We start from the raw sequence: 13,723 nt of genomic DNA on the forward strand, positions 1-13,723 counted from the left end.
CGTCCCAATGGGCGGAGGGAAAATGCTCAGGCCGTCAGTTCCGCGGCGGGAGCCGCGGCTGCCGTGGGTGAGCTCGATTGCGCGTGGTAGGCGCGAACGCCTGCACGCCATTGGGCGGACTGCTCCGGCGCGAGATCCAGATAGGACAGTGGGCACGAGTAGTAGAACGGGTGCATGGACTCGTCCATCGGCTTGTAGCCCCATTGGCGGCCACTGCCTTCCAGCAGGTCGCAGCGGATGTAACGCAGGGATTGGCCCGGCGCGAGATCATGATGCAAGCCTTCGACCTTGGCGGTCATTTCGATCACGGACCACAGCACGTTACCGCGCAGGGTGTGGGCGATGACCTTCGCGCTGCCGCGCTCGGTCTCTTGCGGTGCGATCAGCTCCGCGATCAGTTCAGACCGCGATTGAGGAGAGAAATACCAGCCCATGACAGGCCTCCGTGAAAAGTGGAGCCGGAGGTCTCCCCGCGGGGAGAACCCCCAGCGGGTGATGGAATGCCGCGTGTGCGGCGATGGAACCCAGTGCAGACTAGGAACCGCAGCCGGCCGGGCAGTAACCCAGTTCGATGCCGTGCGTGCAGAAGCCGTTTTCGGCAAGCCAGTCCTGGGTTTCCTGCCGCTCGGCAGGTGTTGCGTAGTCCCATTCCTGGGCCGCGATTTCCAGAGCATGAACGCGCTGGCTTTCCGGCAACCGACTGGCTTGCGCGTCGATCTCCGAACTGAAAAGCGTGACCCAGTGGTCCCAGGACAGGCCGCAGCCGCGCTGGGCGTGTGCGGCAGCCGTCTTGCAGAGAGCCCGCCACGCGGGTTCATCCAGTGCGGAACGGGGCGTATCGCAAGCGATGGTGGACATGATGGAGACCTCCAGAAAAAAAGCCGAGGCCTCCCCCGCATGGGGAAGGAGCCCCGGCGGGTGGATGAAGAACACCGCGGATGCGGCGTCTGCGATCACGCAGGTTGCAGTTCGGCCTCGCGGCTCCACTCCTGCGTCTTGAAGTCCAGTGCGTAGCCCAGTTCGCCCAGGCGGGCGATCTGCGCGCGCAGGGCGCGGCGGTCGATGGTCGAATCAAGTTTCACGGACTCACCCAGCGGCCACAGGATGCCGAACAGTGCAGCATCGCCATCTTCGGCACTGCCGGGGGCCGTGACCGCAGCGGGCGGCGGTGCATCCGCACCGAACGGTGTGGTATCGACCAGCGGGTCCACGGACGCCTGCACGGGTGCGGGCTTGGCGGGCCTGGATGCCTTGGCGGGCTTGACCGGCGATGCCGCAGGCTGCGTCCCTTGCTCTTCATCGAGCGGATCAACCTCCTGCGGAGCGAAGCTGCGGGCCTCGTCGCGGCTCAGTTTGTCGATGCCGTTCAGCGTCATCCCGTCCAGGCTGGCGCGGACTTCAAACCGCGCGCCGCCCGCGACCGGATAGGACTTCGCAAAGATGTAGCGGATGACGAAATCCCCGTCGTACTTGCCTTCGGGGTACTGCTCCAGTTCCGCATCCTTGACGGCGAACTCGCCGATGGGTGTGGCCAGGCGACCGACCGTGAACGGACCGTTCTTGCCGCGGATGGTCCGCAACGTGAGCTGGCCCGGGACGACGATGGGCAGGACTGATCTTGTGGGTGCCGATGTGGCTGCCATGATGGTTCTCCTTGGGGAACAGGAAAAAGGCAAGGCCCCGTGAGGGGCCATGCCGGATCAGAACGAAGCAGCCAATGCCGGCGCCTGCTCCTCGACTTCGCCTGCGGGCTCGCGCTCGGCAAGCTGCTCGGCAGCGGTGTCGGCGGTGTCGGCGGCGTCCCCGGCTTCGGGCGCGGGTGCGTCCTCGGCCGGCGGCGCCTCGGCTTGCGCCTGGCTCGTCGGATAGACCCGGGTGCCGTCGATCTTGATCAGACCGATGTGGACCAGCGTGGATTCCAGGCTCGCGGCCGGTTCCCCAGCGTGCTCGCCCTTTGTACGAATGTACGGATCGATCTTCATGTCGTTCAGACGGAAGGCGATCAGCACCTTGCGGTCCCCCTCGATGGCCTGGACGCACCGGCGAACCAGATGCTCGGCCTCGGGAGCACCGACGATCGTGTCGAAGTACCGATACTCCGGTTCATCGACAGGCCCCACCAGTGCGGCGATGGAGCATGCGAGGAATGGGTCGCCATCCGGGGGACTGACATCCTCGGGACGATTGAGATAGCCGATGCCGCGGGTGATCAGCTCGTGCTGCTGGATCGAAGCCAGTTCGGCCCGGTCGATCAGCTCGGCCTTGAGCAGCCGCGCCTTGATGGACGCGGCAACCTTGCCCTTGTGCTCACCCTTGTCGCGGATGTAGGGATCGCTGCGCAGGTCGCCGACGCGAAACCGCACCAGCGGACGCTGCTTGGGATCGTCAACGCCGATGTGGCGCTCGACCAGTTTCTTGGCCTCGGCACCGGAGACCTTGACATCGATGTAGCGGTAGCTCGGGTCCCGGGCGGGACCGACCAGCGCGGCGATGGTGCATGCCAGGAAGGGCTGGGCACGGCGGCCGCCCTTGACAGGCACTTCACGGGCACGCTGCAGATAGCCGATGCCCGAGGTGTGGAGGTCGAAGTACGATTTCTCGTTGGATGGGGTGTTCATGGTGAATCTCCATTGGGAAGAAGGCGGAGACACACCGGCCCACGCATGCGGGGAAAGGTGCGTAACCCCGCGGTGGGTTGAGAAGGCGAAAGCATCCGCCACCAGAGACTGGTGGCCGCTCGCGGATGGATGCGGTGCGAGCTGGCTCGGTCACGCAGCGGGCGCTGCGCCTCAACCTCGAAGACCGATGGTTGCCGGGCATGTCGCTGAACACGTCAGCAGGCATGGAGGCAGCATGACCAGGCCTCGCGCGCGCGGCAGCAATCAATCGGCATCCGGGTGCTTCCCTTTGTCCACCCCGCCCGGCGCCTGCCAAAGGCATTTGGGGCCGCGCAGGTGCTCGGGGGTGTCGGTGCGGGGGCGGCTCGGACGGCTCCAGACGCCGCCGCCGCGCGTGCCGACCAGCCGCCAGCCGGCGGCGCGCACGCTGGCGCCGCCTTCAATCGCCGCAGAAGCAGGCGATCGGCTCTTCGGCGGCGTCGAACAGATCCCCCTGGTCGGCGGCGAAGCGCGCCAGGTCGGCGTAGCTGGGGCCGTCGGCCCGGAACCGAGCGCCGCTGGGCTTGCTCGCCAGGTTCAGGGACTCCATGCGAATCCACCAGACAGCGGCTTCGGGCCGGGCCTTGATGAGGGCCAGGCGCTGCCCGCGCGGCTTCAGGAAACACAGGTCGCAGTTGCCTTCGAGCGTGCGTCCGTTCACCGTGAGCAGGTCGAGGTCGAACGGCTGCGCTTGCCAGAAGGCGCCCACGTCGCGCACGGTGACGCCGGCGTCCGCCAGCGGCATGCACATGGTCTCGTGCGTCGATTCGGTGGAGTGGCCGCGCGCACGGATCTTGGCGACGCGCCGCTGCTCGTCGGCGCGGATGCCGATCATCTGGTCCCAGTCCGTCCAGCCCAGATGCCGCAGGAAGCGGTGCATCGGGCGAATCTTCAAGCTGGTGCAGCCTCTCGCCACGGGGTTGGGCAAATACTGGCGCTTGCGGATCAGCGCCTCGAACGGTTCGCCCTGCCGGCTGGCCCGGTCGAAGTCGACCAACGCGAAGCCCAGTTCCGAGGGCAGGTATTCGAGCCAGTGGATCGGCACCCGCCAGTGTTCGGCGCAGTCTCGCACGAAGCGCAGGGTCGCTTCTACTTCCTTGCCGGTGTTGGCGAAGCAGACCACGGTGTCGGCAGGAAGGCCGTCGTTGGCTTGCAGCACGCGCCAGAGCATGTAGGCGCTCGTGCGCCCGCCGCTGAAGCTGATGCAGGTCGGTTGGGTGATCTTGAACGGGTCGTGCATGCGGTTGTCTCTGGCGGCATGCCGGCGGGTGGGCCGGCGAGGCAGGCCATGGCGGCCGGAGACGAGCGCGCACGCGCGGTGATGGCCGCGGTGCGGAGAAAAGAGAAAGCCCCCGGTGGGGGCCGCGAGGGACGAGCGGCTGATGCCGCGCTATGCCGGTGCAGCCACCTCCCACGACAGGTGCGTGGCGGTGGCAGACAGCATCAGATCGTCCGCGGTGTGCAGGAGGCGAGTGAAGAAGAGCCGCCTGGCTTCGGTGCGAGGCTTCATGCCGCGGCGGCCTGGCGCTGCCGGGCCGCCTTCGCGTCGATCACGCTCACGCCGATCAGGCGCCAGCGCCCGTCGTCGATGAGCCGCTCCAGCACTTCGCCGAGCATGTCGAAGTACACCTCGTCGTGCCGTTCGACCAATTCGCCGTCGCGGTGCAGTTCCACCACGTAGACGTCGCCCGCGCGGTCGTACAGCACCGTCACCCGGCCCTCGAACTTCGCGGTCGAGACCGTGAAGCTGATCGCCGGAGGCGTTTCGATGATCTTGGACGGCTTCGGATCGACCCAGGTGAAATCCCGGGCGCCCGCATCGACCAGCATGTGGGTGATGCGCCGGAAGCCGTCGGGCGCTGGCATCTCCTCCAACTGCTCGATGAGCTGGCCCAGTTCCATGCACTGCGGCGCGGGAATGGGCAGCTTGGCTGGCGCGGAGCCCAGGATGTGCGTCTTGACGGTGTAGGGAACGCCGTCGGACGTCATCTCCGTGCGCTCTTGAGGAGTGTCCGCGCGCAGTCCATCGAAACGGCGCCGTGCGTAGGGTTGGACATGCACCTTGGCGCCTTCGCTGGGGACGGTGGTCACCAGGTTGGGATCGAGCACCGCGAACTCGCTGGGTTTGAGTTTGACGACGATGGCGTCGTCGTTGGCCGCGACCACTTTTCCGTCGAAGGGTTGGGGGTCGATGGCGAAGCCCAGTGCCGAAGACTGGGGCTGATCGTCGAACACGCGGTACTTGAACGACCGCACGTTGCGAGGCACGTGGCCTGCGACGAGCGAAGGCATCAGGGACTTGATGAAGGAACGGTCCATGGGAATCTCCTTGAGAAAGAACAAGGGACTCCCCGCCCGCAAGGGAAGGGTCCCTTGGGGGTGGCGTGGATGGACGCGGCGCGCCCGTGGAAAGAAACGACCAGCGCGGTTTCCCGCACCTGCAGCCTCGAAGGTCTCGGCTGCCTGGGCATGTGTCGGCAATGCCGACGAACATAGGGGCAAGGATGGCGTGGTACAAGGCGGCCCGCTCACAGGAAACGGCACCGCATCTCGCCCGCTTTCCTGCGCTGCAGCAAGCAGGAAGTCGTCAAGAAATAGCGGTGGGAGGCGACTAAGCGCCCCAGGATCGGAACTGTGCGCGTACTGCGCCGGAAGCAATCGGTGCTGGAACCTGAAGAAAAGGCCGGTACGAGCATCGTGCGGGCCCCAAGCCGAAGGGACCTGCAGACAGAAGCTGCTGCGTCAGTCGGTTGGAGGCGGCACTTCCTCGTGGCCCGGCACAGACTTGATGCCCAAGCCCATCAACACAAGCAGCCCGACCACGAGAAAACCTACGCCCGTCACCATCCCCAACAGCCCGGGCCAGATCCCAAAGTAACGCCGGAAATCGAGAAACGCGAGGATGTTCTCCGGCGAGATCACAGTGGGCAACGGTTCGAAGCCAACGACGTCGCGCGCGCCGAACGCAGCGACGACCGTGCCGAACAGCAGCACGGCCCAGCCGACGTATCGACGGCCCATGTCGTGCTTCTCACTCTCGGGGCTCATGGTGCTGATTGTGCAACTATTCTCCAGATCCAGGCCGGCGCGGTCATCGGCCGACGGTATCGCGCCCCGCGACGAGCCGAGAAAAAGCCCCTCGATTGAAGTGAGGGGCTGGAGGTGTCAGGCGCCGCACACGAAGCAGTGCGTGCGCTGCCGTGGGAAGAACACGTGCTTCCAGCTGTCGCCGCTGAGGGTGCCGCCGTCGAACACCACCATGTCGTAGCGGTCGATGTCGGTGTCCACGAGGTCGTCGATGGCGATGGGGCGCATGTGCAGCATGCCCTTGTCGCGCTCGAACACCAGGGTCTGGCCGATGGCGTCGTCCTGGCACATGGCGCTGACGCAGGCACCGAGTTGCTGCTCGAAGTCCAGGGCAGGTGTGATGAGGTCTGGGAACATGAAATCGCTCCTGTGAAAAAGGGGTCCAGCCCGGCTCCCTGGCGGGAGACGGGCCGGCATGGATGACAAAGAGAAAGTTGGCGCGGTGCGAGCCCGTCAGGGCCCGGCCAGCGGCAGGCCCGGCAGCACAGGCGCGTCGGCGTCGAGGATGAGGATGCGCACATCGGCCTGGCCGGCCAGCGCCAGCACATGGGCCAGGTCTTCGGGCATGCCCCTGGAAAGATGCTCCTGGCGCAATTGCCCGGCGGTGATGCCTTCGGCCTGCATCAGGTTCTCGTCCGTCCACGGCGTGGTGAGCAGCTTGACGCCGACCGCCGGGCTGTACGGGATGCGGAAGGCGATGAACAGGAAGGCCTCGGGCGTGTCGATGTCGGCCCGCTCGGCCAGATAGTGGCCGGATTCCTCGGTGATGTGCGCGCTGCTGACTTCCCAGCACCGGCTGTAGATACCGGTCTCGAAGCTCAGCCGCCGTATCACCTCGCGAGCCGCTTCCTCGGAGTAGGTGTCGCCTACGAGTCCGCGGCGTCCGTCGAAGTCTTCTCCTTCGATGGCATAGACCACCGAACGCACGATACCGTCGGCCTGGCTTTGCGCTTCCAGTTCCTCGGGCACTTCCTGTCCCTCGGTGATCAGCGCGAAGTCCTTTCCGACCAGGCACGGGAACTGCGCCACCTGATCGTCGGGCAGATGTGCCTGGGTGGGATGAAGAGTCCGCCAGACCGGAGGACTGTCGTCCTCGTAGGTGATGAGCAATGTGCGGATGGTGCGCAGATTCCGATAACCGCGGATGAAGGGGTTGTTGGACTCGGACATGGAATGGTTCCTCCGTAGAGAATACCGAGGCCACTCCCCGCCGGGGAGTGAAACCCCGGTGGGTGGAAAACGAAAAGGGCGTCAGGTGCGGGCGGCCGGCGCTCGGGCCAGGCGTTCGGCAACGCGCTGGCGCACGCCCATGCGGAAGTGGTCGTCCTGGATGCCTGCGAACAGGCCCTGCGTCTCCTTGTCGATCAGCGCGGCAGCCGTTTCGGGATCGTGGTCGACGACGGCCTTTCGCAGTGCCTGCCCCAGCGGTATGGCGGTGGATGACCCGCGGAACACCCGGACCTCGCGGCTCAGGAAGCTGGCCGCACCGCCGAACTCGAACAGCAAGGGCTTGCTGCAATACCAACTGCCCTCGAACTCGATGGCCACCAGCCGGTGGCCGTCGTCGAAGGCGGTGGCGAGCAAGAACAGGGCTTCGAGGTCCGCCTCGCCCTTGAATCCGTGGTGCTCGATGAGGTTCAGAAGATCCGTGTCCTCCTGCGCACCGAAGCGGGAGGCGAGCAGGTCGAGGATGACCTGGATCGACACGTCGTCGCTGTCGTCCTGCGCGTCGTCGGATTCTGGTGCGGGAAGGTCGAGTTGCGCAGCCAGCGTGATGAGGTCGAGCAGCACGCCGTCCCACTCGGGAACGTGCGCCTCGGAGAGGCGGGCGATGTAAGCCCTGCCGTTGCCGGGATGGGATCCTTCCAGCCGGAAGCGGCCGAACAGCGCGGAGATGACCGGTGTCACCCGGTCGAGAACGAGAACGCCAGTGGCGTCGTAGTAGTTGTTGGCCATGGTGGCTCCTGCGATGTGAAGGCGGAGCCAGGCCCATGCGGACGATGGCATCCGCAGGGGAAGGCACCGAATCCGGGCGTGGATTCGATGGATGGCTGGCTGGCCGGGATCAGCCGCCGAAGTCCGTGGGATCGCCCATGGCCTTCAGCACCTCCACCAGGCTGTCGTGGACAAGCTGGTACAACTGCTCATAGTCCTCGCCAGTCGGCGACTGGTCTGACTTGATGAGCAGTTCGTCGGCATCGACGATGTATTTGCGCAGTTCGCGCAGCTTGACGACTGGCGGGTCGTCGGCGTCTTCGTCGTCGATGGGCTGGCCGATGGCCGACAGCACCGCGCCGGGTGACAGCACATCCGCCTGGTCCGTGTAGACCAGGGGATCTTCGCCCCGGCAGAAGGCCTCGACGACATCATTGCCGATGTGGAAGCGGGTCAGTTCCTCGCGGTCCGCGCCTTCGGTGTCGTGGTCCACGATGGCGACGCGGGGCAGCGCGAGGTGGGCGGGCCAGTTCTGCACGATAAAGGCCTGTACCAGCCCGCCTTCGAGAACGACCGCGATGGAAGGGGTAGGGGACATGTTCGCTCCTGTGAAGAGAAAGAGGGACATGGCCCCGGACGGGGGCGCATGTCCCTTGTGGGGTGGGATGAAGGAAACAGCGGTGGTGCGCCGGGTGGGCTCACCAGCCGCCGTAGTGCAGCAGCAGGTCGGCAAGCACACCGCGGCGTTCCATGTCGAGCCCACCGAAGTCGGCGAGCCCATGGAAGCCGCAGCGCTTGAGCAGCGTGCCGCCCTTGCGCTCGTTGTAGAAGCTGACCATGGCGGCGAGGAACATGCGTTCCCCGCCGCTCAGGACGCTGAGGGCTTTGCTGATCCTCGGTACATCCGGGCACAGATCCCATTTGTCCCGTGCCTGGTTCAGCCCTTCGGGGGTGCCGTCGCCAAACCATTGCGGTCCGGCGAGCCGCACACCCCGCTTCCAGGCTTGGAGAAACGCCTTGGGCGCAGCAGCGAAATGCCGCTCCTCCCGTGCGATCTGTTCGACGATGTCCGATGGCAGAAGCTGGCGCATGACAGACTCCTTGCAGAGTTGATCCATCAGGGATTGGCGAGCTGGGACCAGCCGCCTCTTTCGAGGGCGCGTTCCGCTGCGGCATGGCTGCGGAAGTACTCGCAGGATTCCCGTGAAACGGGTCCTTCGGTGTCGCGCGTGCCGATGTAGTGGCCCGCGGCACTGTGCAGGACTTCGAGCGGCAGGAACTTGCCGCAGTAGACCAAGGCCAATTGACCGAAAGATCGGCCGAAAGAGGGGTTCTGGGACATGGATGGGCTCCTTGAAGAGGCGGGGCCTTGTCCCTCGCGGGATGGCAGCTCCCGCAGGCGGTTGAAGAACAAGCATCGGCGTCGCAAGGACGCTCGTCCGCAGGATCGATGCATGGCGGACTGGAGGGTGGCGCGGAGAGAACCCCGCGGCAGCCTGGAAACCCTGGCTGCTGGCATGTGCTGACGGATCAGCGACACATGCGGGCAGCTTCGTCCGGGGGCCAGCGCGCGTCAGCCGGAAATCGGCACCCGGCCCGCTCCCGATTGATGGGCGCGCGCAAAAAAGAAAGCCCCGCATCGCGTGCGGGGCTGTGAGGACGGTGCGGTGGCGCAGGATCAGCGGGGCTTGTCGCCCAGGACATGCTGTTTCCACAGCGCGAATGCCTCGTCCGGCGGCAGCTCGGCGAGGATGACGATGGGCTGGGCCTGCCGGGCCCGCAGCGACGCGAAGTACGCCTTGCGGTCCGCGATGGCCTTGAGCTTGATGCCCTTGAGGAACTTCAGCTTGCCGTCCTTGATGAACAGCACCTTGTTGCCGATGTCGCGGCTGAACGCGGTGCGCAGCTTGCGCTCCGCGTGCATCGCGTCGGCCAACTGGTCGACGAGGAAGTCGAGCGTGATGTCGATGCGCAGCGGCTCCTCGTCCTCGCGTTCGAGGTCGAGCGTGGCCGGCGGCAGGCCCTTGGCGAATGCCTCGGCCTGGGCCAGCAGCGCGGCCTGGCCTTGCAGCGCGCGCACGAACGTCGAGCCGCCATGCCCGTCGTTGCGGGCCTCGGCGATGGGAGTGCCGTCGAACACGACGGTGGCGGTGAAGCACAGCGTTTCTTCGCTGGCGAAATCCGCCACCTTGAGGTTCTTCAGCGTGATGCGGTCTTGTTGGGTGATGGTTTCCATGGGAAGTCCTGAAGTCGACCGGGTGGCGACACGCCCCTACGGGATGTGGCGACCATCCCGTGGGTTGGAGAAGAGGAGGCATCGATGCCCCGGTGGGCAGCGTTCGCCGGTGGGATGCCGGGGCGAACTGGCGGGTGGCGTGGGCGGAACCCACGGCAGCCTCGACACCCTGGCTGCGGGCATGGTGCTGCCACGGCAGCGACACATGCGAAGGAGCATCGGCCCAGCACCCGCGTGCGTCATCCGGCAATCTGGATTCATCGCGGCCGGATTGCCGCAGCCCAAGAGAAAGCTCCCCGGAGGGAGCTGAAGGGGGATCACTGCACGCTCGCCAGCTTGCCCTCACCGTCGAAGCCCAGGCACACGGTGGCGCCGGCGAGCTTGGGCTGCTTTGAGAATCGCCAGGACGTGGGCAGCAGTTCCTCGATGGCACGGGCGGGCGAGTCCGAGCAACCGACCGCGATGAACGTGGCGATGGTCTGCGCATCCTCGTCCTCGCGCTCTTCGTCGTAGCGGTCGTCGAAGACGTAATCGGAGATGAGTCTGGTCACGTCGTGCGCGTGGGGTGCCACGTAGAGCATTCCATGCCTGCGGATGGCGGCCACTGCATACTCGCGGGATTCATTTCCCAGGCTGGCGGCCAGCGTTCCGACCAGGGTGACGCCGATGGCGTCACCGTGCAGCGGCAGGCAGTCGTCCGCGTGGAGAACCGCGCCATGGTGGATGCCGATCTGCGCCGGGTCCGCGAAGTTGACGATCTCGATCAGCCAGTGGCCGCCATCGAGGCGGTGCTCCTCCAGCAGGAAAACCTGCCTGGCCGCCAGATAGACCTCGGCGGTCGGCACATCCTCGTCGTCTTCGGCGTCGATGGCCCAGACGCCGACCTCCTGGAGCGCCTCCCGGGCGACGACGCCTTCGGCCTGGTGGCGATCCCAGTACCGGCCCCAATGGGTGCGGAAGCCCGGCGGCTCATGGGCCCAGTCACGGAACCAGCTGCGCGGCACGAAGGGAATATCGTTGAGCAGATCCGCGTTCGATGAGGACAGGCACGTGGATGCGTACTGCATCACGAACTCGGCACCGGACAACCGGTCCTTGGCTTCGGTCAACGCCTGGCGGAAGGCCTCCTCGACCGCCGCCCGAATGCGCTTGTGATCCTCGTCTTCATTGAGCAGATGCCGCCGGTCCGGCGGGCGGGCGATCATGTCGTCGCGCAGCACCACGATCTGGTGGTCCGGCGACGAAGGGACAGACCCGATGGGGAGCCCTTGGAGATAGCAACGGTATTGCGACGGTGCCCCGTTCAAGTCGATGAGAACCTGGCCGACGGCGGTGTCCCGCCAGGGCAGACCAGGCCGTGACAGCGGCCGGTCGAACTCCGTGCCGTTGAAGGTCACGCGGACGGGGAAGGCTTCGCACAGCCGCACCAGTTGCTGCTCGACCCACTCGGTCAGCGTCGGGCCCTGGTAGGGCGGCTCGACACCACATAGGCGGATCTCGGTGCCGATGCGCGCCGGCGCGGTAATCACCTCCACCTCGTCGCCGCCGATGATCGCGGCGGTGGCGGCGCGAAAGGCCTTGTCCAGCGAATGCACGCGCAGGCTGCGCGCGAAGTACAGCGTGGAGAGCACGCCGATGCCGAAGGGATTCTCCCGGGCCTTCAGTTCCTCGTCCCAGCCGGACTCGGCGATGCAGATGAGGGCCTGGAGGTCGGCGATACCCTCGCCGTCGTCGCTGACGGTGAGCGTGTCGCCTTCGGCGGTGATGTGGATGTGGCGGGCCTTGGCGCGCCGGGCGTTCTGCAACAGCTCGCCCAGCATCGAGGCCGGGGTGAACGCATGGCGCAGGGTGGCGATCAGGCGGTTCTGGTTCGTTTGAAGACGGATGGTGGTCATGGCATGGCTCCTTGGATGAGGTCATGCGCCGGTGGGGCGCTGGAAAGAAGCGGCACACGCCGATGCCCGCCGCGATGGCGTGGCGGGCGGGAATGGGCCGGTATGGAGGGGGATGGGCTCGGCGGCCCGTTGAAGAAGCGGCATCAACGCCCTGGTCGGGCGCGTGTCCGCGGCACGATGCGATGCGGACAAGGACGGTCGGCGCGGGGAACCCGCGGCGCAGCCTGAACGACCGTGGCTGCTGGCAGTTGCCGATGCTCGGCTATGCAGGAACGAGGATGGCGCGGCCTGCTGGCTGCGTCGTGCATCAATCCGAAGCGGTCGATCCCGTTTTGTGCAGGCACTGCACCAGCCGCTGGCCCAGCCATGCGACACAAGGCACGGCCATGGAATTGCCGATCGCCTTGTAGCGCGGGGCGTCCGCGGCGGGCTTGCCGCGGTACGGGACCAGGGTGTAGTCGTCGGGCATGCCCTGCAGCCGCTCGCACTCGGTGGGCATCAGCCGCCGCACCCGCCACTGCGACCAATCCCCCGGGCCGGGCTCATTCCAGTCGTAGCGCAAATGCGCCCCGTGGCCTGGCACCACGCCGAGCACCATCGGCCGGCCCTGGCCCGGCTTGCCACCCCCCGTCGAGAGAACCCCTGCGACCTGGCCATGACCGGATTCCAGCCGCAGTTCGCCGCGCGAGTTCTGCGCGAAGGCGATGGCCGGGACCACGCCCGCGTTCGCATGGCTGCCGCGATGCCCGCCTGCACGCAGCGTCGGCGTCCTCCCCACCGTCACATCGGCGCCGCAGCCCTGGGCCGTGAAGGCGATGATCGGGACACCCTTGCCCGTGCCATCTTCGCCGCAGCCCTTGCCGCCGTTGGCGGTGCACAGCGTGTGGCTGATGCCGCCAGCGACCGACTGCACCAGGTATGTCTCGGTGCAGATGTCGTGTTTCGGGCCGGCCGCCAGCAGGCTCGCGGCCACATCGGACGGGCCGCATCCATTGCCGAACCCGAACGTCGTCGTCACCTTGCCGTAGGGCTGCTTCAGTCCCGCATGTCCGCCTGCTGCCGCAGCGCCAGGTCCAGCAGCGCGGGCAGCGTCTTGCCACGGCGCGAAGCCCGCACCAGAATCCCCGCGCAGGCCCGTGCGCTCAAAAAGTACTTCTGCGGGATCGAGATCAGGATTACCACTTGCCACAAGAAACACGCGCTTGCGGCGTTGGGCGACACCGAAATATTGAGCGTCGAGCACGCGCCAGGCGATGCTGCGCCGGGGTCCAGACACACAACCAGCGTGCGCCCATTTTTGCCCTGGCGGTTCGAGCGCACGGCTTTCTCCGGCCAGTGCGCCCAGGAAATGACCGAAGGCATTGCTGCGGTCGTTGAGGACGCCCGGGACGTTTTCCCAGACGAGGGTGGCCGGCGGGCGGCGGTCTTGGCGGCGGGTTTGGTCGATGGCATTGGCTAACTCCACATAGGCAAGGGTCAAGGCGCCGCGCGGGTCGTCCAGGCCCCCGCGTGCGCCGGCGATGCTGAACGACTGGCACGGCGTGCCGCCGACCAGGATGTCGGGCGCCGGCACGGTGCCGGCGCGCACCTGGCGGGCGATCGCGGTCATGTCGCCCAGGTTGGGCACGCGGGGGTAACGGTGGGCGAGCACGGCGCTCGGGAACGGCTCGATCTCGGCGAACCACGCGGCTTCGAGGCCGAGCGGATGCCAGGCGAGGCTCACGGCCTCGATGCCGCTGCACACGCTGCCGTACAGCAGCGGCGCGTTGCGCGGCGCACCGCGAGGGGTGCCAGGTTGCGGGTTCATGTCGGGTCTCCTGTTCGTGTGGCCCAGGCCAGAAGCCGGGCCGGGACGTTGATGGGCAGGAGAAAGGCGCCGAAGGCCCTGCGGCCTTCGGCTCGGGAGGACAGAA

Annotated in this window: 16 protein-coding genes; all 16 read right to left on the bottom strand. The window is 66.7% G+C overall.

All coding sequences use genetic code 11. From position 1 onward, the window contains the following. Positions 1-26 precede the first annotated feature (26 nt). The 16 genes from AAFF19_RS09300 to AAFF19_RS09375 all read right to left on the bottom strand — a co-directional run bounded on the left by AAFF19_RS09300 (position 27) and on the right by AAFF19_RS09375 (position 13,617). Positions 27-434 carry a hypothetical protein gene (locus AAFF19_RS09300; RefSeq protein WP_038201408.1) on the bottom strand — a complete coding sequence of 136 codons (408 nt, stop codon included), beginning with the start codon at positions 432-434 and terminating at the stop codon, positions 27-29. 100 nt (positions 435-534) lie between these two features. Continuing rightward, positions 535-858 (bottom strand): hypothetical protein, encoded by a 324-nt coding sequence (locus AAFF19_RS09305; protein ID WP_038201825.1) that lies wholly within the window; start codon positions 856-858, stop codon positions 535-537. 95 nt (positions 859-953) lie between these two features. Next, positions 954-1,643: a DUF3275 family protein gene (locus tag AAFF19_RS09310; RefSeq protein ID WP_038201411.1), complete on the bottom strand. Its 690-nt coding sequence runs from the start codon at positions 1,641-1,643 to the stop codon at positions 954-956. 57 nt (positions 1,644-1,700) lie between these two features. Beyond that, positions 1,701-2,618, bottom strand: a complete 918-nt coding sequence (locus tag AAFF19_RS09315) for a DUF3577 domain-containing protein (RefSeq protein WP_038201414.1) — start codon at positions 2,616-2,618, stop codon at positions 1,701-1,703. Positions 2,619-3,057: 439 nt separating this feature from the next. Then, entirely contained in the window at positions 3,058-3,897 is an 840-nt protein-coding gene (locus AAFF19_RS09320) for a phosphoadenosine phosphosulfate reductase family protein (RefSeq protein ID WP_038201417.1), read from the bottom strand. 266 nt (positions 3,898-4,163) lie between these two features. Next, positions 4,164-4,976 (bottom strand): hypothetical protein, encoded by an 813-nt coding sequence (locus AAFF19_RS09325; RefSeq protein ID WP_038201420.1) that lies wholly within the window; start codon positions 4,974-4,976, stop codon positions 4,164-4,166. 423 nt (positions 4,977-5,399) lie between these two features. Then, entirely contained in the window at positions 5,400-5,705 is a 306-nt protein-coding gene (locus tag AAFF19_RS09330) for a hypothetical protein (protein WP_038201423.1), read from the bottom strand. Positions 5,706-5,822: 117 nt separating this feature from the next. Continuing rightward, positions 5,823-6,101 carry a hypothetical protein gene (locus tag AAFF19_RS09335; RefSeq protein WP_038201426.1) on the bottom strand — a complete coding sequence of 93 codons (279 nt, stop codon included), beginning with the start codon at positions 6,099-6,101 and terminating at the stop codon, positions 5,823-5,825. A gap of 96 nt (positions 6,102-6,197) precedes the next feature. After that, a complete protein-coding gene (locus tag AAFF19_RS09340) occupies positions 6,198-6,914 on the bottom strand; it encodes a hypothetical protein (RefSeq protein WP_038201429.1) in 717 nt (238 codons plus the stop codon). 81 nt (positions 6,915-6,995) lie between these two features. Continuing rightward, on the bottom strand, positions 6,996-7,700 hold the full coding sequence (locus tag AAFF19_RS09345; RefSeq protein WP_038201432.1) for a hypothetical protein: 705 nt from the start codon (positions 7,698-7,700) through the stop codon (positions 6,996-6,998). Positions 7,701-7,809: 109 nt separating this feature from the next. Further along, positions 7,810-8,277, bottom strand: coding sequence for a hypothetical protein (locus tag AAFF19_RS09350; RefSeq protein WP_038201435.1), 468 nt, complete (start codon positions 8,275-8,277; stop codon positions 7,810-7,812). 100 nt (positions 8,278-8,377) lie between these two features. Continuing rightward, complete coding sequence (locus AAFF19_RS09355; protein ID WP_038201438.1) at positions 8,378-8,770, bottom strand: hypothetical protein; 393 nt, start codon at positions 8,768-8,770, stop codon at positions 8,378-8,380. A 26-nt stretch (positions 8,771-8,796) separates the two neighbouring features. Next, positions 8,797-9,021: a hypothetical protein gene (locus tag AAFF19_RS09360; protein ID WP_038201441.1), complete on the bottom strand. Its 225-nt coding sequence runs from the start codon at positions 9,019-9,021 to the stop codon at positions 8,797-8,799. Positions 9,022-9,357: 336 nt separating this feature from the next. Then, positions 9,358-9,915: a hypothetical protein gene (locus AAFF19_RS09365; RefSeq protein ID WP_038201445.1), complete on the bottom strand. Its 558-nt coding sequence runs from the start codon at positions 9,913-9,915 to the stop codon at positions 9,358-9,360. Between the two features lie 317 nt (positions 9,916-10,232). Beyond that, positions 10,233-11,810, bottom strand: a complete 1,578-nt coding sequence (locus tag AAFF19_RS09370) for an ATP-binding protein (RefSeq protein WP_038201447.1) — start codon at positions 11,808-11,810, stop codon at positions 10,233-10,235. A gap of 307 nt (positions 11,811-12,117) precedes the next feature. Next, a complete protein-coding gene (locus tag AAFF19_RS09375; protein WP_038201450.1) occupies positions 12,118-13,617 on the bottom strand; it encodes a DNA cytosine methyltransferase in 1,500 nt (499 codons plus the stop codon). Between the last annotated feature and the right edge of the window lie 106 nt (positions 13,618-13,723).

Origin of the sequence: Acidovorax sp. FHTAMBA (genome assembly GCF_038958875.1) — a bacterium.
Taxonomy (GTDB): Bacteria; Pseudomonadota; Gammaproteobacteria; order Burkholderiales; family Burkholderiaceae_C; genus Acidovorax.